This is a genomic window from Phaeobacter sp. HS011 (assembly GCF_018101215.1).
GTDB classification, from domain to species: Bacteria; Pseudomonadota; Alphaproteobacteria; order Rhodobacterales; family Rhodobacteraceae; genus Phaeobacter; species Phaeobacter inhibens.
Window position 1 is genome coordinate 120809 of the sequence record NZ_JAGEUF010000006.1, and the last position, 23014, is coordinate 143822.

Consider the following 23014-nt stretch of genomic DNA (forward strand, 5'->3'; position numbering starts at 1 on the left):
ATCCGGTCTATGCGCACGACTTCACGCGGGGTGACAGCCTTGGAGGCACCCCCATTATCAAATTGGAGAATTATCATGGCTGGTCAGATTCCTGATCTTGTTTGCCAAGAACGTACGGGGTCGGGCAAGGGCGCCGCTCGTGCAGCACGTCGTGCTGGCATGGTTCCTGGTGTTGTATTTGGTGGCGACGCGGATCCCGTGTCCATCCAGATCCCCTTCAACGAACTGCTGAAAAAACTGAAAGCCGGTCGCTTCAAGTCCACGCTGTGGAACCTGAAAGTGGAAGGCCAGGAAGACGTGCGTGTGATCTGCCGTGACGTACAGCGTGATGTTGTCAAAGACCTGCCTACGCACTTCGACCTGATGCGTCTGCGTCGCACCTCGAAAGTGAATCTCTTCGTTCCTGTTGAGTTCATCAACGAAGAAGAAGCGCCCGGTATCAAGCGTGGCGGCGTTCTGACCGCTGTGCGTCCCGAGGTAGAGCTGGTTGTGACCGCCGGTGACATCCCCGAGAAGCTGGTTGTTGATCTGGCCGGTCTGAACGTTGGCGACACCGTCACCATCTCGGCTATCAAGCTGCCCGAAGGTGCAAAGCCGACCATCGACCGTGACTTCGTCGTTGCCAACATCTCTGCTCCGTCGGGCCTGAAGTCCGCAGACAACGAAGCGTCTGACGACGAAGCCGAAGCGGCCGCAGAAGAATAAGCTCCAACCGAAAGGTTCGGAACGTGAGAGCGAGGCCAATATTGGCCTCGCTTTTTTTGTCTGCACTTAAGTTAGGGCATGTCGCACCGACCACCTGCTCACCACAGAATTATATGCAGGGTCTGGATTTTTGTCCTGAAACGCGCGATGTAGCGCCATAAGACAGTTCCCCATCCCAAACACATCGTTGAAGTGTGCATGAAACTATTTGTTGGCCTTGGAAATCCCGGTGCGAAATACGCAGGCAACCGGCATAATATTGGCTTCATGGCTCTGGACCAGATCGCCAGCGACCATGGGTTCTCGTCCTGGAAGTCCAAGTTTCAGGCTCAGATCAGCGAAGGCGTTCTTGGCCGCACCAAAGTGCTGCTGCTGAAACCGCAGACCTTTATGAACCTATCCGGCCAATCCGTTGGCGAGGCGATGCGGTTTTACAAACTGACCCCTGCTGATGTGACTGTCCTTCACGACGAGTTGGACCTGGCACCGGGCAAAGCCCGGGTCAAACAAGGCGGCGGACATGCCGGTCACAACGGGTTGCGTTCGATCCATTCGCACATTGGCGCCGACTATGGCCGTGTCCGCCTAGGCATTGGCCATCCCGGTCATAAGGACGCTGTCGCAGGCTATGTGCTGCGTGATTTTGCCAAGGCAGATGAAGCCTGGCTCGACGACCTGATGCGCGGTATTTCCGATGGCGCCGCTCAACTCGCCGCAGGTGATGGCGGGAAATTCATGAATGCCGTGGCGCTGCGCGTCGCACCACCGCGCAGCTCTTCTGGTTCAGGCGCTGAAGGCAAAGGGCGCACCGGTGCCCCCAGCTCAAAAAAAGCGGCACAGCCCGACAGGTCTGACGCCCAGAAGACGCCCCCCATTGCCGCAGAGCCGTCCGCTGTGCAGAGCGCTGATGAAACCGCGCCGTCCGCCATTGAACGTCTTCTAAATAAATTTAAGTAACCAAAGTTTCCGTTGCGTCCTGTTTGCGCGCGCGGGCTGCGGCTGACTAGGCTCAGCCGTGTCCGAGGAGGATTATTATGCATCGATATTTAAAGTTATTTTCGTATTTTCTCATTATCTTACTGATATTTGCTGCGACTCTCGCCTATTGGCAACGCGAGTCGCTGAGCCGGTTGATGGCCGTAAACACGCTGTTTGACGAAGATCGCATTGTTTCCAATTTCTCAAATATGGAAGGTGCATTTTTGACCGCGCCGCTTGATCGCGGCGATGGTCCGGTGAGCGTACTCCCCGCCGGAGTAGAGATGACCCTCCCCCCCGGCGCGCAAGACTGGATCAGCCACCGTAACGTGACCTCCCTGCTGGTGTTAAAAGGCGGCCAGATCCGTCACGAGAGCTACTATCAGGGCACGGGCCCGGATGACCTGCGGATCTCTTGGTCGATGGCAAAAAGCTATCTCTCCGCACTCCTCGGCGTTCTGCTGCGAGAGGACAAGATCCGCTCACTCGATGATCTGGTCATCGATTATGCGCCAGAGCTGAAGGGCAGCGCCTATGGAACGGCCAGCATCCGCAATGTGCTGAACATGGCCAGCGGCGTGAAGTTTAACGAAGATTACCTGGATTACGATTCCGATATCAATCGAATGGGCCGCACCCTCGCGCTTGGTGGAACGCTGGATGATTTCACCGCCGACCTGAACGAGACCATCGGAGGACCGGGCGAGGCCTGGCAGTATGTATCCATCGACACCCATGTCCTGGGCATGGTTATTCGTGGCGCAACGGGGCGTCCTATCCCTGATTTGCTCTCCGAGAAAATACTGCGGCATTTGGGGCTGGAACGTGCTGGTTACTACCTGACTGACGGCGAAGGCGTCGCGTTCGTTCTCGGCGGTATCAATCAAACCACACGCGACTACGGGCGTTTCGGCCAGATGATCGCCCAAAACGGCCGCTACAACGGCAGACAGGTTGTACCACAGGCCTGGATCGCCGCCTCGACCCGCCCATCCGCCCCGACCGATGCAGGTCGGATTGGATACGGGTTTCAATGGTGGATCCCGAAGAACGCCGTTCCAGGTGAATTTCTGGCCAGAGGGGTCTATGGGCAATATATCTATATCAACCAAGGCCGCGACGTCGTCGTTGTTGTCACCAGCGCTGATCGGGGATTTCGCAAACCCGGTGTTGCGGATGAAAACGTCAAAATGCTGCGCGCGTTGGCGAAATCACTGTAGGATATACCCATGGATCAAGACGACAGCGTAAATGTGTTCGGGGAAGCACTGGCCCCCTGTTCCACCACCCCCTTGACCGGGTTCTTCCGGGACGGCCTTTGCAACACCTGCGCGCAGGATCAAGGCAGCCATACGGTCTGCGCCGTCATGACTGACGAATTTCTGGCATATTCCAAATATGTCGGCAACGATCTGTCCACCTCGCGACCTGAATTTGGTTTTGCGGGATTGAAAGCCGGGGACAGCTGGTGCCTCTGTGCCGGACGTTTCCTGCAGGCCGCTGACGAGGGCTGCGCGCCGCAGGTCAATCTGGCAGCGACCCATAAACGTGCGCTGGAGATCGTGCCGCTCAGCGTACTGGAAAGCCATGCTTTGCCGGGTGATGTGGCCTAGGGTCAGGAGCCCTTACTAGAAATGAAGAAAGGCACCTGCTATGCGAGGCGCCTTTCGCTTTCTTCGCTCTGCCAAGATCAGTCGCTGTCGCGACCTTCGGTGTCCGACATATCAAAGCCGAGGTGACGCGCGACGGTAAAGATATCCTTGTCGCCGCGGCCACACATGTTCATCACAATGATATGGTCCTTAGGCAAGTCGGGCGCGATCTTCATCACATGGGCTAGCGCATGACTCGGCTCAAGCGCCGGAATGATACCTTCCATAGCGCAGGATAGCTGGAACGCCTCCAGCGCTTCCTTGTCAGTGATGGAGACATAATCGGCCCGGCCGATATCGTTCAACCAGGCATGCTCGGGACCGATACCGGGATAATCGAGCCCGGCAGAGATGGAAAAGCCTTCCAGAATTTGGCCATCATCATCCTGCAATAGGTAGGTGCGGTTGCCATGCAGCACGCCAGGGCGGCCACCGGTGAGCGAGGCACAATGCTGCATCTTCTCATCGACACCTTTGCCACCGGCCTCAACACCAATGATGTTCACCGACTTGTCGTCCAGGAATGGGTAGAACAGGCCCATGGCGTTTGACCCGCCACCAATTGCTGCGATTACGGTGTCCGGCAGACGTCCCTCGCCCTCCTGCTCTGCCAGCTGCCAGCGTACTTCTTTACCGATCACCGACTGAAAATCTCGCACCATTGCCGGATAGGGATGCGGTCCCGCCACTGTGCCGATGCAGTAGAAGGTGTCATGGACATTGGTCACCCAATCCCGCAGGGCATCGTTCATGGCATCCTTCAACGTGCCGCGGCCAGAGGTCACCGGAATGACTTCGGCACCCAGAAGGCGCATACGGAAGACATTGGGCGCCTGACGCTGCACATCATGCGCGCCCATATAGACCACGCATTTCAGCCCAAATTTGGCGCAGACCGTGGCAGTAGCGACGCCATGCTGGCCCGCGCCGGTTTCCGCAATGATCCGATCCTTGCCCATGCGACGGGCCAGCAGGATCTGTCCCAGCACATTGTTAATCTTATGCGCGCCGGTATGGTTCAGCTCATCCCGTTTTAAATAGATCTTCGCGCCGCCCAGATGCTCAGTCAGCCGCTCGGCGAAATAGAGCGGACTGGGGCGACCGACATAGTTTTTCCAGAGATCGTCCATCTCGGCCCAGAAACTCGGGTCGTCCTTGGCACGATCATATTCCTCTTCCAGGCTGAGGATCAGCGGCATCAGAGTCTCGCTGACGAACCGCCCTCCGAAAATACCAAACCGCCCCTGTTCATCGGGACCGTTCATGAAGCTGTTGAATAGATCTTCGGCCATGGTTCTTTCCTTCTTCGCGGCGCTCGATATGAGTATAGCGCGGCCTGCTCCGGGTAAAGAGAGGTGCGACGGATTCTACGAAATGTCGCGGAAAGGGGCAGGTGTAAAAGGCCGACATGCACGCCTCTCAGCGACGTGGCGCACCGGCGGCCTCACAGAAGGCGCGAATACGCGCAGGATCCTTTACGCCGGGCGCACTCTCGGCACCTGAGGCTACATCGACCTGACGCGCACCGGTGACGCGGATCGCCTCTGCGACATTCTCAGGCGTCAGCCCGCCGGCCAGCATCCAAGGGGTGCGCCAGTATTTCTTGCGTGCCAGAAGCCCCCAATCAAAGGTGACGCCATTCCCGCCCGGCAAGACAGCGCCCTTCGGCGCCTTGGCGTCCACCAGAATCTGATCGGCAACGGCCTCATAGGCCTCGATCCTTTGGATATCCTCGGCAGTGGACACCCCAAGCACCTTCATTACAGGCAGACCATAGCGCGCCTTAACCTCAGCCACGCGCTCCGGCGTCTCCTGCCCGTGCAGCTGGATCATATCCAATGGAACAGCGCTGGTGATTTCATCCAGCATGGCGTCATCCGGGTTGACCACCAAAGCCACTTTGCACAAACCAACAGGCGCCTCGACGGCGAGCGCCGTGGCTTCCTCTACGGTCACAGAGCGAGGGGATTTTGCAAAGAAATTGAATCCGATATAAGCCGCCCCGGCATCAGCCGCGGCCACGATGTCCTGCGGTGTTTTCAGTCCGCAGATCTTAACCCGAATGTCCATCATGAGTGCGTTAGCTTGCTTCGTCGAGTATAGCGAGGACCTCATCTTTGCCCTCGTGCTTCTGCTTTTTCAGGCGATTGACCTCGCGCGAGAGCTTCTTCGCCTCGCGGGCTTTCAGATCTGCCTCACGACGGTGTTTGTGTTCACGCAACCATTCAATGATGAAGCCGATAATCAGACCAACAGCGATACCCCCTAGCACAACCACAAACAGGGGGAGTTCGATGCGGAAGTTATAGCCCAAGAACTCGGCGAAGGCCGTGGGCATGAGCTTAAGCTCAACCAAACCCCGATTTGCCAAAGAGACCGAGATAAGGGCGATGGCAATCACCCCAAGATAGGCATAGCGAATATAGCGCATCAGGCTTTTCCGTTCAGGCGGTCCCTCAAGAGTTTACCTGTCTTGAAGAACGGCACGTGTTTTTCCTCAACATGGACCGTTTCGCCCGTGCGGGGATTGCGACCAACTCGCGCATCCCGCTGTTTCACTGAGAAGGCGCCAAAGCCCCGCAGCTCCACACGGTCGCCGCGCGCCATTGCGTCGGTCACCTCCTCGAACACCGTATTCACGATCCGCTCCACATCACGCTGATACAGGTGCGGGTTTTCGTCTGCAATCTTCTGGATCAATTCCGAGCGGATCATTTCTCGGCCCTCCCAAGCCAAGCTAGGCACAGTTTCTATTCAACGACTATAGGTACAAAACCTCGAACCGGGAACAGTGGATGCAGGCCTGCCCCGCAAATAAGTCAGCGTTTGCCTATCATTAGGCGAGTTCTGGCGATTTCTGCCCACAAAGCAGAGATGGGGCCCCCTCGATTCAGCTGCAAGGGTTGCAATTGTATTTGTGATTCGCAGCAGTATCTAATTGCGGTTTTTCATCCGCACCCCGCTCCAGGTCGGGAAGAGCAACCTGCGACAAAAAGAAACGGCCCCGCCCCAAAAGGGCAGGACCGTTCAAAATTTTCAGCCTAGGCTGGCTGCTGAAATCAGTCGCCTGTTTTCAGCGCTGCGCCCAGAATGTCGCCCAGAGACGCGCCGGAATCGGAGGAGCCATACTGTTCAACGGCTTCTTTTTCTTCCGCGATTTCGCGTGCTTTGATCGACAGACCCAGACGGCGGGTCTTGCCGTCCACGTTGGTCACGCGCACGTCAACCTTGTCACCAACCGAGAAACGCTCAGGGCGCTGGTCGGCACGGTCACGGGAGAGATCGGAGCGGCGGATGAAGGACTTCATGCCTTCGTATTCCACTTCGATGCCGCCTTCTTCAATGGCGGTGACGTTCACGGTCACGATGGAACCGCGCTTCACGCCGCCAACGGCTTCAGCGAACTTGTCGCCGCCGAGGGCTTTGATCGACAGAGAAATACGCTCTTTCTCGACGTCCACTTCGGAGACAACGGCCGAAACCATGTCGCCTTTGCGGTAGTTCTGAATCGCGTCTTCGCCGCGCTCGTCCCAGGACAGGTCGGAGAGGTGAACCATGCCGTCGATGTCGCCGTCGAGGCCGATGAACAGACCGAATTCGGTGATGTTCTTGACTTCCCCTTCGACCTGAGTGCCCTCGGGGTGTGTTTCTGCAAACACTTCCCATGGGTTACGCATGGTCTGCTTGAGGCCCAGGGAAACGCGGCGCTTGGCACCGTCGATTTCCAGAACCATGACGTCGACTTCCTGCGAAGTGGAGACGATTTTGCCCGGGTGGACGTTTTTCTTGGTCCAGGACATCTCGGAGACGTGGACCAGACCTTCGACGCCCGGCTCCAGTTCAACAAATGCACCGTAATCGGTGATGTTGGTGACACGACCTTTGTGCACGGAGGACAGCGGGTACTTGGCGCCAACCAGATCCCACGGGTCTTCCTGCAGCTGCTTCATGCCGAGGGAGATACGGTGAGTCTCTTTGTTGATCTTGATGACCTGAACCTTGACGGTTTCGCCGATCGACAGGATCTCGGAGGGGTGGTTCACACGGCGCCATGCCATGTCGGTGACGTGCAGCAGGCCGTCAACGCCGCCCAGGTCAACAAACGCACCGTATTCGGTGATGTTCTTGACCACACCATCCACGGCCTGACCTTCGGACAGGTTGCCGATAACTTCGGCACGCTGTTCGGCGCGGGACTCTTCGAGGATTGCACGGCGGGACACAACGATGTTGCCACGACGACGATCCATTTTCAGGATCTGGAACGGCTGCTTCAGACCCATCAGCGGGCCGGCGTCGCGCACGGGGCGGACGTCAACCTGCGAACCGGGCAGGAATGCAACAGCGCCGCCCAGGTCGACGGTGAAGCCGCCTTTGACGCGACCGAAGATAGCACCTTCGACGCGCTGGTCGTCTGCGTATGCTTTTTCCAGGCGATCCCATGCTTCTTCGCGGCGGGCCATCTCGCGGGAGATAACAGCTTCGCCACGGGCGTTCTCAGCAGCGCGCAGATAGACTTCTACTTCATCGCCAACAGAGATTTCGGGAGCTTCGCCAGGGTTTGCGAATTCTTTGAGCTCAACGCGGCCTTCCATTTTGTAGCCGACGTCGATGATGGCCTGGCCCGCTTCGATTGCGATGACCTTGCCTTTGACAACAGAACCCTCTTCGGGGGTGTCCATTTCGAAGCTTTCGTTCAGGAGGGCTTCGAATTCCTCCATCGATGTGTCTTGAGCCATGTGGTCTCAGGTTTCCTTTACAAATCGGTTTTATCTGGCCGGGCGGTTGTCTCCGCCGGTCTTGAAGATTGGTCCTTACGAGGCGCAGCACAGGCCGGTCTGATCAGACAAACACAAAGGGCCGAGGTGTGCCTCGACCCTGCTCAGAATGCCGTCCGTGCGTTAACCGCCTCTATAGTGACAGCGCGCTTACTATGCGGATTCCCGCTTCGGCGCAAGGGAAACCGTCATCAGGCACCAAGGAGCGGCGAACGGTCACAAGTTCGCAGCAGGATCAGAAGGCGCGTGATCACGGGTCGTGGGGCCGTTACAGCGACCGGATCAAGCTAGTGACGCGCATCAATCGCCGCGATTGCCGTCGCCACGGCCTCATCAATCGTGAGCGCACTGGTATCGATCAGCACCGCATCGCTCGCAGGTTTCAACGGCGATTCCGAGCGGTTGGTATCGCGCGCGTCCCGCGCCTTCACATCTTCCAGCACCTCAGCATAGCTGGTAGGATTGCCCGCTGCCATCAACTCCTGCAAGCGGCGCTGCGCACGAACTTCGGCGCTCGCTGTCACGAAGAGCTTGGCCTGCGCGCGCGGGCAGATCACCGTGCCGATATCCCGCCCGTCCAGAACCGCCCCGCCTGCACGGCGGGCAAAAGCGCGCTGAAAATCGACCAATGCCGCGCGCACCTCAGCGATCACCGCCACCTTTGACGCGGCCTGCGCCACTTGCGCGGTGCGCAGTTCTGGCCGTTCAAGATCATCCGGCAGCAGCGCAAGGGCGGCATCAATCGGCTTATCCCCGGCAAGCATCCGCGCCCCGACCGCACGGTAGAGCAGGCCCGTATCCAGATGGCCAAACCCGAAATGGGCCGCCACTGCCCGAGAAATCGTGCCCTTACCTGCGGCAGCCGGGCCGTCAACTGCAACGGTAAAGCTCATGCCGTCGTCTCTAGCCGCGCCCCCAGCGTGGTCATCAGCGGGGTGAAGATCGGGAAGGACGTGGCAATAGGCGTGCCATCATCGACAGTCACGGGTTTTTGGGCCCCCATACCCATCACCATGAAAGACATCGCGATCCGATGATCCAGGAAACTCTCACAGGTGCCGCCGCCGGGCACACCTTCCGGTCCCAGACCGGTGACGGCCCACCAATCGTCACCCTCTTCAACCATCACGCCATTTGCCCGCAAACCGCGCGCCATCGCGTCGATCCGGTCACTTTCCTTCACCCGCAGTTCCTTGACGCCGGTCATCATGGTTTTGCCCGCCGCAAAGGAAGCCACAACCGAAAGCACCGGATATTCATCAATCATCGAAGCCGCGCGCTCCGGTGGGACGTCGATCCCCTTCATGTCAGGCGAGTACCGCGCGCGCAGATCCGCAACCGGCTCACCGCCCTCTTCCCGCATATTTTCAAAAGTGAGATCCGCGCCCATATCCTGCAAGGTGTAGAACAGCCCCGCCCGCGTCGGGTTCAGGCCGATACCCGGTACCAGCACATCGGACCCTGGCGTAATCAATGCTGCGCAAACCGGGAAAGCCGCGCTTGAGGGGTCACGTGGCACCGCAATGACCTGCGGTTTCAGTTCAGGCTGCCCAGTCAGTGTGATGACCCGGCCTTCATCCGTATCTTCTACAGTGATCTCGGCGCCGAACCCCGCGAGCATGCGCTCAGAATGGTCTCGGGTGGCCTCTTTCTCGATCACAACTGTCTGCCCCGGAGCATTCAGTCCCGCCAGAAGGACCGCGGATTTCACCTGCGCGGAGGGCACCGGAACTGTGTAGCGCACCGGTGTCGGCTCCGCAGCTCCGACGATTGTCATTGGCAGGCGCCCACCCGACCGACCAACAGATTGGGTCCCAAACAGGGCCAGCGGATCGGTCACCCGCGCCATTGGTCGTTTGTTGAGGCTGGCATCCCCCGTGAAGGTAACCGTGATAGGAGAAGTCGCCATGACCCCCATGATCAGCCGCACACCGGTGCCGGAGTTGCCGCAATCAATCACCTGGTCCGGCTCAGCCAGACCACCGACGCCGACACCATGCACAGACCAATTGCCACCACCATGATTGATGACCTCGGCGCCCATTGCCTGCATTGCCTTGGCGGTGTCCAGTACATCTTCCCCCTCGAGCAGACCCGAAATCTTGGTCTCTCCCACGGCCAGGGCGCCCAAGATCAGCGAGCGGTGAGAGATCGATTTATCGCCCGGAACCTCGGCAATGCCGGTCAGCGGATCCGCGCGGTGCGAAGTCATCGGGATGGGCGTACCGTGTCCGGACATGAGGAGCCTTTCGAAATGCTAGCGTTCACAATTGGACTACCCAATCGCTTGGTGTCGGTCCAGCGCGTTTTCCCATTGCCGCCCTCCCTGCAAGATATTGCACCAAGCATAAAGCCCGGTCAGGCAGCAGGATCAGAGGCGACGGAATGTCATATAGTGAGGTGTGCGACCTTCGCGCAGGGCCTTTTGCTCATATCGGGTTGAGATCCAGTCATCCCATGCCACACGCCAGTCATCCGGCCCCTCTGCCAGCCACTCAAACCCGGCCTGCGGCACCTCTTCCATGGTCTGGCGAACGTAGTCGGGAATATCCGTTGCCACCCGAAAGATCGCGCCCGGCTTCAGGCATTTTGCGAGTGGCTCCAGATGTTCCTGCGTAACAAAACGGCGCCGATGGTGGCGTGCCTTTGGCCAGGGATCAGGGTAGAGCAGAAACGCACGAGAAATCGACTGTTCCGGCAAGACATCCATCAGGTCACGGGCATCGCCAGGATGGACCTTGATGTTATCCGCCCCTGCGCGGCGAATTTTGCCCAGAAGCATTGCAACCCCGTTGATATAGGGTTCTGCCCCGATGATGCCGACATCAGGATTCGATTTGGCCTGATGCACCAAATGTTCGCCACCGCCAAAACCAACCTCTAGCCAGACGTCGCGCCCGCCGAACATTTCCTTGAGCTCCAAAGGGGTACGATCTGGGTTCACATCCCACCCCACCGCGCCGGGGCTGAGTGAGGCAAGATCCTCATCAATGTAGCGCTGCTGGCTGTCTTTAAGTTGCTTGCCCTTCAGGCGCCCGTAGAAGTTACGCCAAGGCGCGCCACTCTGATGTTTATCAACCGCGTTGGGCCGGCTGTCGCCGGAGGGCGCCTGGTTGGGTTTGGTGTCATCAGACATCGGGGATTTTTCCTATCGAGCGTTCAAAACCTGGCCGCCCCTCTGCCCGATGCAGCCGTCTGGGTCAAGCCAGCCACCGCGACGACCCCGTTCTAGGGGGTCTCGCGCAGCACCCCCGCCGCCATCAGGCGCAGCCGAGTCGGGTACCAGACATCCTCGGGCTTGGTTTTCAGAGTCTCAATCGCAAAGGCCGGATCCACACCGCGCTGCATCATATACTTCAGATGGCGAAAAACTTCTGACTGCGTGTCACGATAAATCCAGGTCCCGAATTCAAACGGTGTGGCCCAGTTTTCATCCTTGCGCCACAGACGATAGTAGCTCTGCACCGCTTTCGGTGCCCAATCACGCTGGTGAAAGCCAATCTTCGAACCGAGAGTCATCTGACGTCGATTGCCGGCCAGGAAAATATCGACACAGGCGCTGATGCATTCTCCGACCACCCAGGTATCCAGCGCGTGACCCTGCACGATATCGGCGATCGACTCACCTGCATAGACACTGCCTCCACCGCTGTTCAGCTGGAGCCGCGTTATGGCGGGGTTGGCATTCAGAATATCGCGAAAGGGTTCGATATCCTCATCGCTGATCTCACCGGTTTCAGCCTGCTGCGTGCCATCAACCTGTTGTGAAACCAGATTGTCGGTATCATAAATCAGCGTCGTCCCATCAATCTTGAATTTGGGGGGAAGCGTCTGACGGGCCTCCGCCGGGTGGGGCATCAGCGAGATCCCCAGAAGACAGGCCAGCGCAAGCTGCCGACACGCGCGCAGATGGAGAATAAACCGGCAGCGAGAACCCATAAAGGTCAGCTCCATAACAATACAATCACTGGTCTATACTGCCCGCAAAATGCCCGGATCTCCAAGCGCTTTGCGCGCCTGAAATCGCAGTATACGGCGCCCAGATGAAAAAAGGCGGGGACATCCCCGCCTGTTCTATATGCAAATGAGAGAGGTCGATCTCGATCAGATCGCTTTTGCCAGCGCCTCTACCAAATCAGTCCGCTCCCAGCTGAACCCGCCATCCGCATCCGGTTCCCGGCCAAAATGACCATAGGCCGCCGTGCGTTCATAGATCGGTTTATTCAGCCCAAGGTGATGACGAATACCGCGTGGCGTCAGATCCATGATCCGATCAATCGCCGCCTCAATTTTGGCCGCATCCACGTCGCCCGTGCCATGGGTATCGGCATAGATCGACAGCGGTTTGGCAACACCAATCGCATAGGACAGCTGAATGGTGCATTTATCTGCAAGCCCCGCCGCCACCACATTCTTGGCGAGATAGCGCGCTGCATAGGCTGCCGAGCGGTCAACTTTGGTCGGGTCTTTACCGGAGAATGCGCCGCCACCATGAGGTGCTGCGCCGCCGTAGGTGTCGACGATGATCTTGCGCCCTGTCAGGCCCGCATCCCCGTCTGGACCACCGATAACGAATTTACCGGTTGGATTGACGTGCCAGATGGTTTCATCGGTCAGCCATCCCTCGGGCAGGGTCTCGTGGAAATAGGGTTCGACAATGGCACGTATATCGTTGGAGGTCAGCGTCTCATCCAGATGCTGGGTCGACAGCACCAGCGAGCTGACACGCACCGGTTTGCCATTTTCGTAGACCACCGAAAGTTGCGACTTCGCATCCGGGCCAAGCGCCGGTTCCGCGCCGTTTTTGCGCACCTCGGCGAGACGACGCAGGATTGCATGGCTGTACTGGATCGGTGCTGGCATCAGCGCGGGCGTTTCATTGGTCGCGAAACCAAACATGATGCCCTGATCCCCTGCGCCTTCTTCTTTATCAGCTGCGGCGTCAACGCCCTGGGCGATATGAGCGGATTGCTCGTGCAGCAGGTTGGTGATCTCCACCGTCTCATGATGGAACTTATCCTGTTCGTAGCCGATATCCTTGATGCAGGCGCGGGCGATCTCATCGATACGGCCCATGTAATCGTGCAGTTTGTCTTGGTCCGACAAACCCACTTCCCCCCCGATGACCACGCGGTTCGTGGTTGCAAAGGTTTCGGCCGCTACGCGGGCTTCGGGCTCTTCGCTCAGAAAGGCGTCCAGAACGGCATCCGAAATACGGTCACAGACCTTATCCGGGTGTCCCTCGGAAACCGATTCCGAGGTGAAAGTATAATTCGTGCGGGTCATGAAAGGTGCTCCGTTGGGTTTAGCCCGCCACGCCAGGAAGCCGTTGTGGCAGTAATCGATCCGCAGTACGCGGGGAGACGTGTGTCGTCAATCTATAATGCCCAGAGGTTAAGCAGCTATGACCCGCGCGCAAGTGTGGTGCTGCGTCGCAGCGCCAGCCCGCCAAGGACGATGCAGAAAAGAAACACTGGCAGATCTCCGGTCCGTGCATAAAGGGTTCGCGGCAGCGGTGCAGGCAGCGCCACATCCAGATAGCCCGCAACGCCCAAAGGCAGGGCGTCCAAAATCCGTCCATAGGGATCAATCATGGCCGAGATCCCGGTATTTGCGACGCGCGCCATGGGCAAGCCCTGCTCAATCGCGCGCATCCGTGCCTGAACCAGATGCTGATAGGGGCCGGAATAGGTGCCGAACCACGCATCGTTGGTGATCTGGATCAGCAGGTCGGCCCGCCCCGGTGCGGCATTCACATCCTGCGGAAACAAGGCCTCATAGCAGATCAACGGCAGCGCCTTTCCCACCGGCAAATCCAAGAGCCGAGGCCCCGGCCCCGCCGCATAACCCGCCCCGGCCTGCGACGCAAAACCATGCACACCGAAGCGCGCCATCAGATTGCCCGCCGGAATATACTCTCCAAAGGGGACCAAGTGCGCCTTGTCATAGATCTGAGCGGGAACGTTGCTGCCCTGCAAGACAATCGCCGAGTTGTGGTATTGCCCATCAGTTCTGCGCTGGATGCCCAACATGACCGGCGTATCCCCAGCCGCAGATACAACCTCATCCAAGATATCTTCCGCGTAGTTCAACATCAGGGGAATAGCCGTTTCCGGCCAGAGGATGAGATCCACCGCAGATCCGTCAGCCGTCGGAGCACGCGAGTACTCCAACTGCCGGTCGACAAACGACCAGCGCAGGTCCGGGTGCCATTTCTCGTCCTGAGGTGCATTGGGCTGCACTAGGCGTAACGTGTGCTCGGTCAGTGCGGCGACAGGTGGTTTGGGCAGAAGCACCACGACGGCGCCCACTGCAATGAGTGGCAACAGCGCAGCAACAGGGCGGTGGCGGATCAAACCAATTGGCACGGTGGCACTCAAAGTCAGAAGACCCAGGCCATGTGGTCCGATCCAAGGCAGCAGTTGGGCAGCAGGGATATCGATCCAGAACTGCCCGAAGGCGGCCCACGGCAGACCGGTCAGGACATAGGCGCGCGCGAATTCCGCAAGCGAGAGCAGTGCGATGAACAGCGGCAGCCGGGTAGCCCCTTGCCCAAACCGAACCGCAACACCAAACGCCAGCGCCCAAAACAACGCCAGCCCGCCCGCAAGACCTACAACGGCAAAAGGCGCCATCCAGGCATAGCGATCTGCATCAATCTGAAATGGTTCATAGATCCAGATCATACCGACGGAAAAATATGCCGTTCCCAACAACCAGCCAAACAACGCGCCACGGCGGATAGAGGATACCTGAAGCAGCTGATATCCGACCACCCCAAGACAAAGCGGCACCAACCAAAGCACGTGGAATGGCGCCAGCGCAAAGGCCAGCAACCCGCCAGCGGCAACAGCGGTCGCGACAGATAGGAACGCGGACCGTAGGCTGGTCGCCGACCAGGCCTTAGTGATCATCCTGAACAATCCGGCAGCCGTACCCGCAATCGCTTGATCCGGCGCGGATCGGCGTCCATTACCTCAAATTCAGGTCCATCAGGATGCTGAATGACTTCGCCCCGTGCAGGCACCCGCCCCGACAGTATAAAGACCAGCCCGCCAAGGGAATCGATTTCTTCGCCGTCGACATCCTCGTGATTGGTCAGTGAACGGCCGATTTCATTCTCGAATTCATCCAGCGGGGTGCGGGCCTGTGCGATGTAGCAGCCCTGTTTTTCGCGAAACCAGGTCTGATCCTCACCGGCATCATGTTCATCCTCGATCTCGCCAACAACCTGCTCAATCAGGTCTTCGATGGTCAGCAGGCCGTCAACGCCGCCATATTCGTCAATCACCAGCGCCATATGGCGCCGCTCGGCCTGCATCTTGGTCAGCAAAACACCAATTGTCATGGAGGGCGGCACGAACAGAAGCGGCCGCACCATGCCTTCAAGGCCGAAATCGGCTTCGGTGCCATTGAAGCCATGCATCAAGGCGAAGTCTTTGAGATGGACAAAGCCGATCGGCGTATCCAACGTGCCCTCATAGACGGGAATCCGGGTAAAACCGCTTTCGCGGAAGATCTGAACCAGTTCGTCCTTGGGTGTGGAAACCGGGATCGCAACAATCTCCGCGGCGGGGATGGCCACATCCTCAACCCGCAAGCGGCGGAGGTTGATCATCCCATGCGGTTGGTTCGGCAGACGTGTGTCCGGACCGGCAGTCACGCCTTCTTCAGTTTCTGCCGGAGCAAAGGAACCGAAAATACGCCCCAGAAACCCCGTTGATTGTGCAGCCGCTACACTGTTGTCAGCGCTGCCCTTGTTCTCCAGCGCGCCCTGCGCTGCGTTAGAACTTCCGTCGATATCGTCCATCGTTCCTATCCGATACGCCCATGATTGGGGCTGTCATCCAAAGTATATGGGTCATCAATACCCAATTTGCCAAGTATCTGCACCTCAAGACGTTCCATCAAAGTGGCGTCAGGGTCACGAATGTGATCATACCCCAAAAGATGCAACACTCCGTGAACGATCAAATGGCGCAGGTGATCCGCCAGAGGTTTGCCGGCATCCTCAGCCTCACGCGCGCAGGTCTCATAGGCAATCGCAATGTCACCAAGCGGAATTTCGCCAGTGAAATCCGCCTCAGGCAGTGGTGGCTCGTCGCCCGCCTCCTCAGACGAAAGATCCTCCGCAGGCCAGCTGAGCACGTTTGTAGGCTTCGCTTTCTGGCGAAACTCAGTGTTCAGCTCCATGATCCGTGCATCATCGCAGGCCAGCAAAGACAGTTCGCAGTCGTCGGCATCCAGACCAAAATGCCCAAGCACCGCATGGATCGCCTGCACCGCATGTGTAGTGAGGTCGGCGTCCTGCCAACGGGTATCCTCTATGGAGATGTCGAGGGTCATTATCCAAATCTCACAGCCAAGGCAGTCCGCCGTCGCAGGCGATGTCAGCTCGGGTTCAAGATGGCAGCGCCTTGGGACCCGAGCTCCTATCGCCCTAACAAAATCAATCCGTGACGAATGTGATCAGGCGGGTTTCTCATCCGCCTCATAGGCTTCGATGATGGCGGCCACAAGCGGATGCCGCACCACGTCGCGCGATGTGAAGTAATTGAAGCTCACCTTGGGAATACTGCTCAGCAACCGCTCGGCATCTGCCAGCCCTGACGCCACCCCGCGCGGCAGGTCGACCTGGCTGCGGTCGCCAGTGATCACCATACGCGATCCTTCGCCCAGACGGGTCAAAAACATCTTCATCTGCATCGTAGTGGCATTCTGGGCCTCGTCCAACACGACAAAGGCATTGGACAGCGTGCGACCGCGCATGAAGGCCAGCGGAGCGATCTCAATCTGCTTTTCTTCCAACAGCTTCGCCAATTGCTTACCCGGCAGGAAATCGTTCAGCGCATCGTAGAGCGGCTGCATATAGGGATCGACCTTGTCCTTCATGTCGCCTGGCAGATAACCAAGCTTCTCTCCGGCTTCCACCGCAGGGCGACTAAGGATGATCTTATCGACATGGCCAGTGATGAACATGCTGACCCCAACGGCGACGGCCAGATAGGTCTTCCCCGTGCCAGCCGGGCCGATGCCAAATGCCAGTTCATGTTCAAACAGAGACTGAACGTAGGCTTTTTGTGCATCAGTGCGCGGCTCGACCAGCTTCTTGCGGGTCTTAATCTCGACCTTGCCGCCTCGAAACATCTCCAGCTGGCTACCGGGGGTGGCGACCTGCTCCTGCCCCATCCGCAACTCGCGATCAATGTCACCGGCCTCTACGCTTCGGCCAGTTTCCAGCCGATCATACAGCGCGGCCAAAACTGCGGCGGCCTGATCGCGCGCGGCTTCTTCGCCCAGCACCGAAAGCTGGTTGCCACGCCGGACGATCTGCACACCAAGCTTTTGCTCAAGCGTTGCGAGATTGCGGTCGTATTCGCCGCACAGATCAATCAACAGTCGGTTATCGGGAAATTCAAGCAGCGCCTCGTGGGAGGCATCCTGCTCCTGTGATGGGGTCAAAGTGCCAATGGCCAATCCGGTCTCCTGTCTTTGACGGTGTTCACTCAGTGTGCCCCTCGACTCGCCCCGGCGCAAGCTGCGCATCCGCAATTTCACGCGATTGAAACAAAATGGCCGCCCCGGAAGGACGGCCACACGGCAGTGATCTGTAGCTGTGGGTGCATCCGCTCAGATCGGATCCTCGACACTGGAGCCTGATTTGAACGGGCCAGTTGCAGTATTTGGTGGTGCAACCCCAGAACATACCGGACGCCCATCCGGCGCCAGACGTTGCGACAGATAACCTTCCACGCCGTCGTCGATGATCCAGTGATCGCAGCCGGTTGGGTCCACCCAGATGCCTGCCTTCAACTGAGAGAGATCCTTGCTGTCGAAACCGCGATCCACGGTCTTGTCGACCTTTTCGTCGCAGGCCGCGAGACCAATCGCCACGGATGCCAGCAACGCTGCTTTAATGAATGACATAGACGTGCTCCTCAGCGCAGGCAGATGATTTCAACGCGGCGGTTCTGCGCCATGTTGGCGGCAGAATCATTGGGGACACGCGGATCGCGTTCGCCGTAACCACGCGCCTCGAGGATGCGCACGCCAACCGATTGGCCGACCTTGGCGACCGCATTTGCCCGGCGCTGTGACAGGCGCATGTTGTACTCGTCCGATGCACGGCTGTCAGTATGGCCGGTGATGATGAAAGAACGCGCATTGGCGGTTTGAAAAAACTCGCGCAGGCGCTGCTGTCCCGCCGCGCTAATGCGGTGTCTGTTGGTGGCAAAAAACTGATCGCTGGGCATCACGCCGCAGATATTGCCCCGGCGGCAAACCGGTTTTCCGTCTCGCGTGACATGCGGTGTCATGAAGCCTTCGGCGCCATCGTCCATCACCCAATGCTCGCAACCATCGGGATCAACCCAGATGGTTGGAATATAGCTTTGACCGATCACACCGGCGTCCTGCGCCAGCAGAGCGCCCACATTCAAGCCGACAGTCGCGACAACGGTGGCCACGAGTCCGCAGAGTTGTTTCCGCATTGGTTTCAACACACCCAATATCCCCCTTACACCAGTCATTCGCAGGCGTCATTCTTGCGGCCACGCAGGCTTTGCGCGGGCAGTTACCACGATATTCGCAGGTATAGAACGCAAATTGCAATCATTTGCTTAAGGAAATCAGAAGTTTCACGGCCCATGTCGCGGTGGGGGCGCAATCGTCTGCGCGACCGCCCCCGCCCATAAATCAGTCGATCAGCGCACCCGCCAGCGAGTTGGCGCCGGAGGACAGGATCCGCACGCGGGCAAGATCCCCGATAGCCCGGTCGCAATCCGCGACATGGACCGCATGCAGATAGTCGGATTTCCCAACCATCTGCCCGGGGAACCGTCCCGCTTTCTCGAACAGCACGGTGACGTCACGGCCTACCATGCTGTCCTGAACCTCGCGTTGCTGCTTCGTCAGCAGGGCCTGCAGGCGCTGAAGCCGGTCGTCTGCCTCTTTGGGATCGACCTGTGGACGTTCCGCCGCCGGGGTGCCCGGACGGGTGGAGTATTTGAAGGAATAGGCGGTACCATATTTCACCTCTTCCACCAGATCCAAAGTGGCCTGGAAATCCGCCTCAGTCTCTTCCGGGAAGCCAACGATAAAATCGCCAGAGATCAGGATATCAGGCCGCGCGGCGCGGATGCGCTCGATCAAGCGGAGATAGCTTTCGGCGGTATGTGCACGGTTCATCCGTTTGAGGATCTTGTCGGACCCCGCCTGAACCGGCAGATGCAGATAAGGCATCAGTTTGGCACAGGTGCCATGCGCCTCAATCAGGTCATCCTGCATGTCATTGGGATGTGACGTGGTGAAGCGGATGCGCTCCAGCCCGTCGACCTTGTCCAACTCCCAGATCAGCTGCGCCAGCGTCATGTCGCCATTGGGTCCGGCACCGTGATAGGCATTCACATTCTGACCCAGAAGGGTGATTTCGCGCACCCCACGCTCGACCAGATCCTGCGCCTCTCGCAGAATACGGTCTGCCGGGCGCGAGACCTCGGCGCCACGGGTGTAGGGCACCACGCAGAAGGCGCAGAATTTGTCACACCCTTCCTGCACGGTCAGGAACGCTGTCGGACCGCGCTTGGCCTTGGGGCGGTTTTTCAACTTCTCGAATTTGTCTTCTTCGGGAAAGTCGGTGTCGAGCACCTTCTCCCCTTCCCGCGCCTTGGCTTCCATTTCTGGCAGGCGATGATAGCTTTGCGGACCGACCACGAGATCAACCAGCGGCTGGCGACGCATGATTTCCTGCCCTTCGGCCTGCGCAACACAGCCTGCAACGCCGATCTTCAGATCTGGTTTCTCCGCCTTCAGCCCCTTGAAGCGGCCCAGTTCGGAATAGACTTTTTCAGCGGCCTTCTCCCGGATATGGCAGGTGTTCAGCAGGATCATATCCGCATCATCGGGCGATTTGGTTTCTACATAGCCTTCGCCACCCAGCGCCTCGGCCATGCGTTCACTGTCATAGACATTCATCTGACAGCCATAGGTCTTGATAAACAGCTTCTTCGGGGCGCTCATGGGGACAACCTTTTCAGCGGAGGGTCGCAACAGCGGCGTGGCATAGCCGGAAACGGCTCTGCTTGCAATGCTGCCCCGATTACCCGAATTTGGCAGCAACCGCCAGACAAGGGCGCCGACAAAGAGCAGTAGGCAATCGGATATGATGCATTCATCACTTGAGGGATTTCTAGGACATGCCAAAACGGCCCTGGCAAAAGGGCCTGTCGCCCTGATCTTTGTTGAGGATAAGGTTGAGATCGCAACAACCCTACGCCACCACCTTGATCTAGGTTTCGCGACGGTCGTGGTGTTTATGCCCGATGCCTTTGATATCCCCTATGATCTGGAAACACGCATCGAGCGCGTGCCATATGATTGCAGCAAGCGAGACGCCGTATTCGATGCGATAAACAAAGTCATCGCGGCCGCCGCACCCGGATGTTGGCTCTACTACTGTTATAACGCCGAATACCTGTTTTATCCCTTCTGCGAGAGCCGGAACGTTGTGGAACTGCTAGGCTTTCATGCAGAAGAACGCCGTGACGCGATGCTGAGCTATGTCATCGACCTCTACGCGGGGGATCTTGTGGCAGCGCCGAATGGCGTTTCGCTGGACACCGCGCATCTGGACAAATCCGGCTACTATGCCCAATCCCGCAATGATCCGCAGACAGGTCACCCGCTGGACCGTCAGCTGGATTTCTACGGCGGCGTGCGTTGGCGGTATGAGGAACACATTCCCGCGGCCAGTCGGAAGATCGACCGGATTTCGCTATTTCGCGCCAAACCTGATCTGCACCTGTTCGACGATCACCGCTTTAGCGAGCCTGAGTACAACACCTACGCCTGCCCCTGGCATCACAATCTGACGGCAGCCATCTGCTCCTTCCGGACGGCAAAGGCGCTGAAACGCAATCCCGGGTCATCATTTGAGATTGATAACTTTCGCTGGCATAATTCTGCCCCGTTTGACTGGCACTCGCGCCAGCTTCTTGATCTGGGACTGATGGAACCGGGGCAGTGGTTCTGAAGATCTGAGCCGTTACGGCGGCTCAGACCCAGATATCAGTCAGCGTTGCAACAGAACCGGGAACCAATCCTCGCGCAGGATCTGACCTGGTGTCATCTCGTGACCCGGATATGGCGGCGACGTGGGACCGGGACGTTCGATGTAGCGCGCATCGTCGCCGACAAGGCGCAGCGAAAAGGCACGACGACGGGAGTTGCTGGTATTGGCGCGCGCACCATGCAGTGTGCGGTAGTTGAATGCGACCGCGTCACCAGGCTGCATCTCCCATTCTTTAACGGTCATGCCGTCGGCGTCCGGGTCCGGAACCGGCATGTACTGCCCCTCATCGGCAAAGAACCCTTCTTCAGACACCCAACGTGTCGGCAGGACTTCTTTCTCCCACCTATGAGAGCCAGCAACACAGCGCAGCGATGCATCCGTGACCGGGTCAAGCGGCGACCAGAAGCTGATGGTCTGCTGGCCTTCGACAAAGTAGTAGGGCCCATCCTGATGCCAGGGCGTCGCCATAGAGGTGCCCGGCTCCTTCACCAGAACATGGTCATGAAACATCTGAACGTGCTTCGATTGCATCAGATCTGCCGCCACCTCGGCAACGGGTGAGTGTTTGATCGCCTTTTCGAACTGAGGGATACGGGTCCAGTTGCAATAGTCATCAAAGAAACGCCCTGTCTGGCCCTTCTTTTCGTTATTGGAGGCATAGGGGCCCGGCTCGGCCATATTGGCCTCCACACCGTCGCGGAGCAGTTCAACCTGATCCGCGAAGAGCCCGCGGATCAGCACCACGCCGTCGCGTTGGAACTGATCAATATGATCCTGAGTGATAAGGGGATGAGGCATGGTGATAGTCCTTGGGATCGAAATTCCGGGCTGCGACGGCGGGCGCTGCGGCCCGTTTGCCCTTGATCCTGCGCACAGAGGTTGCGCATGCTCAAATAATATCTCGATATAAGAAAAATAATCTAATGTTATATTTAACCCTGCGCCACTACGAATACGTCTGTGCTATTGCGCAGTATGGCAGCCTCTCAGCAGCGGCAGCGGCGGTGCATGTCAGCCAGCCTGCGCTGTCCACCGCACTCGCACGGATTGAGGCACAGTTGGGCGAAACCTTGTTTCTGCGTCGTCGTGGCGCTGCGGTGGTTCTCACACCGCAGGGACGCAGCTTTGCTGCGCGTGCGCAGGCGATTCTGGAGCAGGCTGCACAGTTGGAACGCCAAGGCAGCGAAGATGCGACCGGCCAGCAACTGACTGTTGGCTGGTTCACTGATCTTGCACCATTTCTGCTCGCGCCCGCTCTTCAGCGCCTTCGCGCTGCCCTCCCCGGTGTTGCGATCCACTACAAGGTTGATCATTTTGAACCATTGATCGCTGCAATGATCGCCGGGAATGTTGACTTGGCCATCAGCTACGACCTTGGCGTGGATGCCAGTTTCATGCGCCAGGAGCTGTCACGCCGGTCTCCCGTTGCACTGCTGCCGCGACGCCATCCGATGGCAGGTCTAGACCACCTGGCGCTAGCCGATCTCGCTGAGCAGCCGTTGATTCTATCAGAAGAAGGGCACTCCGTGCGCCATATGCTTGGGCTGTTCAAATCGATCGGCACCCTGCCCCGCATCGCCCATCGTGCCGCGTCGGTAGAGCTGTTGTGCAGCTTGGCCGCCCACGGCGAGGGCATTGGTATCACCTACAGCAGGCCACCGGGTACGTATTCCTATGACGGACCGGGGTTGGTCTCAGTTCCGATCAGGGACACATCTGCAGAAGAGCCTCTTGTGCTGATCAGCCACACCCGACCTGCCCGCGGCAGCGTAATTCAGCGGGCACAAGACATTTTGGTGGACGTGGTAACAGCCAATTCGCCGGACCAGTGA

Annotated in this window: 24 protein-coding genes and 1 riboswitch; of the genes, 6 read left to right on the forward strand and 18 right to left on the reverse strand. The window is 58.4% G+C overall.

Features of this window, described 5'->3' with window-relative positions; all coding sequences use genetic code 11:
• Nucleotides 1-75 precede the first annotated feature (75 nt).
• The 4 genes from J4721_RS13080 (at nucleotide 76) to J4721_RS13095 (ending at nucleotide 3296) form a co-directional block, all read left to right on the forward strand.
• A complete protein-coding gene (locus J4721_RS13080) occupies nucleotides 76-705 on the forward strand; it encodes a 50S ribosomal protein L25/general stress protein Ctc (protein WP_014873591.1) in 630 nt (209 codons plus the stop codon).
• A gap of 198 nt (nucleotides 706-903) precedes the next feature.
• Nucleotides 904-1662 (forward strand): aminoacyl-tRNA hydrolase, encoded by a 759-nt coding sequence (gene pth / locus J4721_RS13085; RefSeq protein WP_211002861.1) that lies wholly within the window; start codon nucleotides 904-906, stop codon nucleotides 1660-1662.
• A gap of 77 nt (nucleotides 1663-1739) precedes the next feature.
• Nucleotides 1740-2903 carry a serine hydrolase gene (locus J4721_RS13090; RefSeq protein WP_211002860.1) on the forward strand — a complete coding sequence of 388 codons (1164 nt, stop codon included), beginning with the start codon at nucleotides 1740-1742 and terminating at the stop codon, nucleotides 2901-2903.
• 9 nt (nucleotides 2904-2912) lie between these two features.
• Nucleotides 2913-3296, forward strand: coding sequence for a DUF2237 family protein (locus J4721_RS13095; protein WP_014873588.1), 384 nt, complete (start codon nucleotides 2913-2915; stop codon nucleotides 3294-3296).
• Nucleotides 3297-3373: 77 nt separating this feature from the next.
• Here the strand turns inward: J4721_RS13095 and trpB are convergent, their stop codons facing one another.
• The 17 genes from trpB to miaB form a co-directional block, all read right to left on the reverse strand.
• Nucleotides 3374-4627 carry a tryptophan synthase subunit beta gene (gene trpB, locus J4721_RS13100; protein ID WP_014879150.1) on the reverse strand — a complete coding sequence of 418 codons (1254 nt, stop codon included), beginning with the start codon at nucleotides 4625-4627 and terminating at the stop codon, nucleotides 3374-3376.
• Nucleotides 4628-4754: 127 nt separating this feature from the next.
• Nucleotides 4755-5408: a phosphoribosylanthranilate isomerase gene (locus J4721_RS13105; protein WP_014879149.1), complete on the reverse strand. Its 654-nt coding sequence runs from the start codon at nucleotides 5406-5408 to the stop codon at nucleotides 4755-4757.
• 7 nt (nucleotides 5409-5415) lie between these two features.
• Complete coding sequence (locus J4721_RS13110) at nucleotides 5416-5766, reverse strand: lipopolysaccharide assembly protein LapA domain-containing protein (RefSeq protein ID WP_014879148.1); 351 nt, start codon at nucleotides 5764-5766, stop codon at nucleotides 5416-5418.
• Nucleotides 5766-6050: an integration host factor subunit beta gene (gene ihfB / locus J4721_RS13115; RefSeq protein ID WP_008560927.1), complete on the reverse strand. Its 285-nt coding sequence runs from the start codon at nucleotides 6048-6050 to the stop codon at nucleotides 5766-5768. The genes J4721_RS13110 and ihfB overlap by 1 nt, the downstream gene beginning before the upstream one ends.
• A gap of 344 nt (nucleotides 6051-6394) precedes the next feature.
• The gene (rpsA, locus tag J4721_RS13120) at nucleotides 6395-8074 is read right to left on the reverse strand and encodes a 30S ribosomal protein S1 (RefSeq protein ID WP_211002859.1); all 1680 of its coding nucleotides are present in this window, start codon (nucleotides 8072-8074) and stop codon (nucleotides 6395-6397) included.
• Nucleotides 8075-8400: 326 nt separating this feature from the next.
• Nucleotides 8401-9006, reverse strand: a complete 606-nt coding sequence (gene cmk, locus J4721_RS13125; protein WP_014873583.1) for a (d)CMP kinase — start codon at nucleotides 9004-9006, stop codon at nucleotides 8401-8403.
• Complete coding sequence (gene aroA / locus J4721_RS13130; RefSeq protein WP_014873582.1) at nucleotides 9003-10352, reverse strand: 3-phosphoshikimate 1-carboxyvinyltransferase; 1350 nt, start codon at nucleotides 10350-10352, stop codon at nucleotides 9003-9005. The genes cmk and aroA overlap by 4 nt, the downstream gene beginning before the upstream one ends.
• Before the next feature lie 132 nt (nucleotides 10353-10484).
• The gene (locus J4721_RS13135; RefSeq protein WP_211002858.1) at nucleotides 10485-11249 is read right to left on the reverse strand and encodes a tRNA (guanosine(46)-N(7))-methyltransferase TrmB; all 765 of its coding nucleotides are present in this window, start codon (nucleotides 11247-11249) and stop codon (nucleotides 10485-10487) included.
• A gap of 92 nt (nucleotides 11250-11341) precedes the next feature.
• Entirely contained in the window at nucleotides 11342-12052 is a 711-nt protein-coding gene (locus J4721_RS13140) for an ATP-dependent Clp protease proteolytic subunit (protein WP_102854035.1), read from the reverse strand.
• A 165-nt stretch (nucleotides 12053-12217) separates the two neighbouring features.
• Entirely contained in the window at nucleotides 12218-13399 is a 1182-nt protein-coding gene (gene metK, locus J4721_RS13145) for a methionine adenosyltransferase (RefSeq protein WP_014873579.1), read from the reverse strand.
• Between the two features lie 6 nt (nucleotides 13400-13405).
• Nucleotides 13406-13454: riboswitch (SAM-SAH riboswitch) on the reverse strand.
• Between the two features lie 61 nt (nucleotides 13455-13515).
• Entirely contained in the window at nucleotides 13516-15027 is a 1512-nt protein-coding gene (gene lnt / locus J4721_RS13150; RefSeq protein ID WP_211002857.1) for an apolipoprotein N-acyltransferase, read from the reverse strand.
• Nucleotides 15024-15923 (reverse strand): hemolysin family protein, encoded by a 900-nt coding sequence (locus tag J4721_RS13155; RefSeq protein ID WP_211002856.1) that lies wholly within the window; start codon nucleotides 15921-15923, stop codon nucleotides 15024-15026. Before J4721_RS13155 ends, lnt begins: the two co-directional genes overlap by 4 nt.
• A 5-nt stretch (nucleotides 15924-15928) precedes the next feature.
• Nucleotides 15929-16459, reverse strand: a complete 531-nt coding sequence (gene ybeY / locus J4721_RS13160) for an rRNA maturation RNase YbeY (RefSeq protein WP_102882994.1) — start codon at nucleotides 16457-16459, stop codon at nucleotides 15929-15931.
• A gap of 123 nt (nucleotides 16460-16582) precedes the next feature.
• A complete protein-coding gene (locus tag J4721_RS13165; RefSeq protein WP_014879142.1) occupies nucleotides 16583-17590 on the reverse strand; it encodes a PhoH family protein in 1008 nt (335 codons plus the stop codon).
• A 153-nt stretch (nucleotides 17591-17743) separates the two neighbouring features.
• Complete coding sequence (locus J4721_RS13170) at nucleotides 17744-18040, reverse strand: hypothetical protein (RefSeq protein WP_014873574.1); 297 nt, start codon at nucleotides 18038-18040, stop codon at nucleotides 17744-17746.
• An 11-nt stretch (nucleotides 18041-18051) separates the two neighbouring features.
• Nucleotides 18052-18603, reverse strand: coding sequence for an OmpA family protein (locus J4721_RS13175; RefSeq protein WP_211002855.1), 552 nt, complete (start codon nucleotides 18601-18603; stop codon nucleotides 18052-18054).
• A 205-nt stretch (nucleotides 18604-18808) separates the two neighbouring features.
• A complete protein-coding gene (gene miaB, locus J4721_RS13180) occupies nucleotides 18809-20131 on the reverse strand; it encodes a tRNA (N6-isopentenyl adenosine(37)-C2)-methylthiotransferase MiaB (protein ID WP_102874828.1) in 1323 nt (440 codons plus the stop codon).
• 142 nt (nucleotides 20132-20273) lie between these two features.
• Between miaB and J4721_RS13185 the strand changes: the two genes are divergently transcribed.
• A complete protein-coding gene (locus tag J4721_RS13185; RefSeq protein ID WP_027248020.1) occupies nucleotides 20274-21143 on the forward strand; it encodes a glycosyltransferase family 2 protein in 870 nt (289 codons plus the stop codon).
• Nucleotides 21144-21182: 39 nt separating this feature from the next.
• On the opposite strand, the gene J4721_RS13190 is transcribed toward J4721_RS13185, so the two are convergent.
• Complete coding sequence (locus J4721_RS13190; RefSeq protein ID WP_211002854.1) at nucleotides 21183-21980, reverse strand: phytanoyl-CoA dioxygenase family protein; 798 nt, start codon at nucleotides 21978-21980, stop codon at nucleotides 21183-21185.
• A 125-nt stretch (nucleotides 21981-22105) separates the two neighbouring features.
• Between J4721_RS13190 and J4721_RS13195 the strand changes: the two genes are divergently transcribed.
• Nucleotides 22106-23014 carry a LysR family transcriptional regulator gene (locus tag J4721_RS13195; protein WP_102874831.1) on the forward strand — a complete coding sequence of 303 codons (909 nt, stop codon included), beginning with the start codon at nucleotides 22106-22108 and terminating at the stop codon, nucleotides 23012-23014.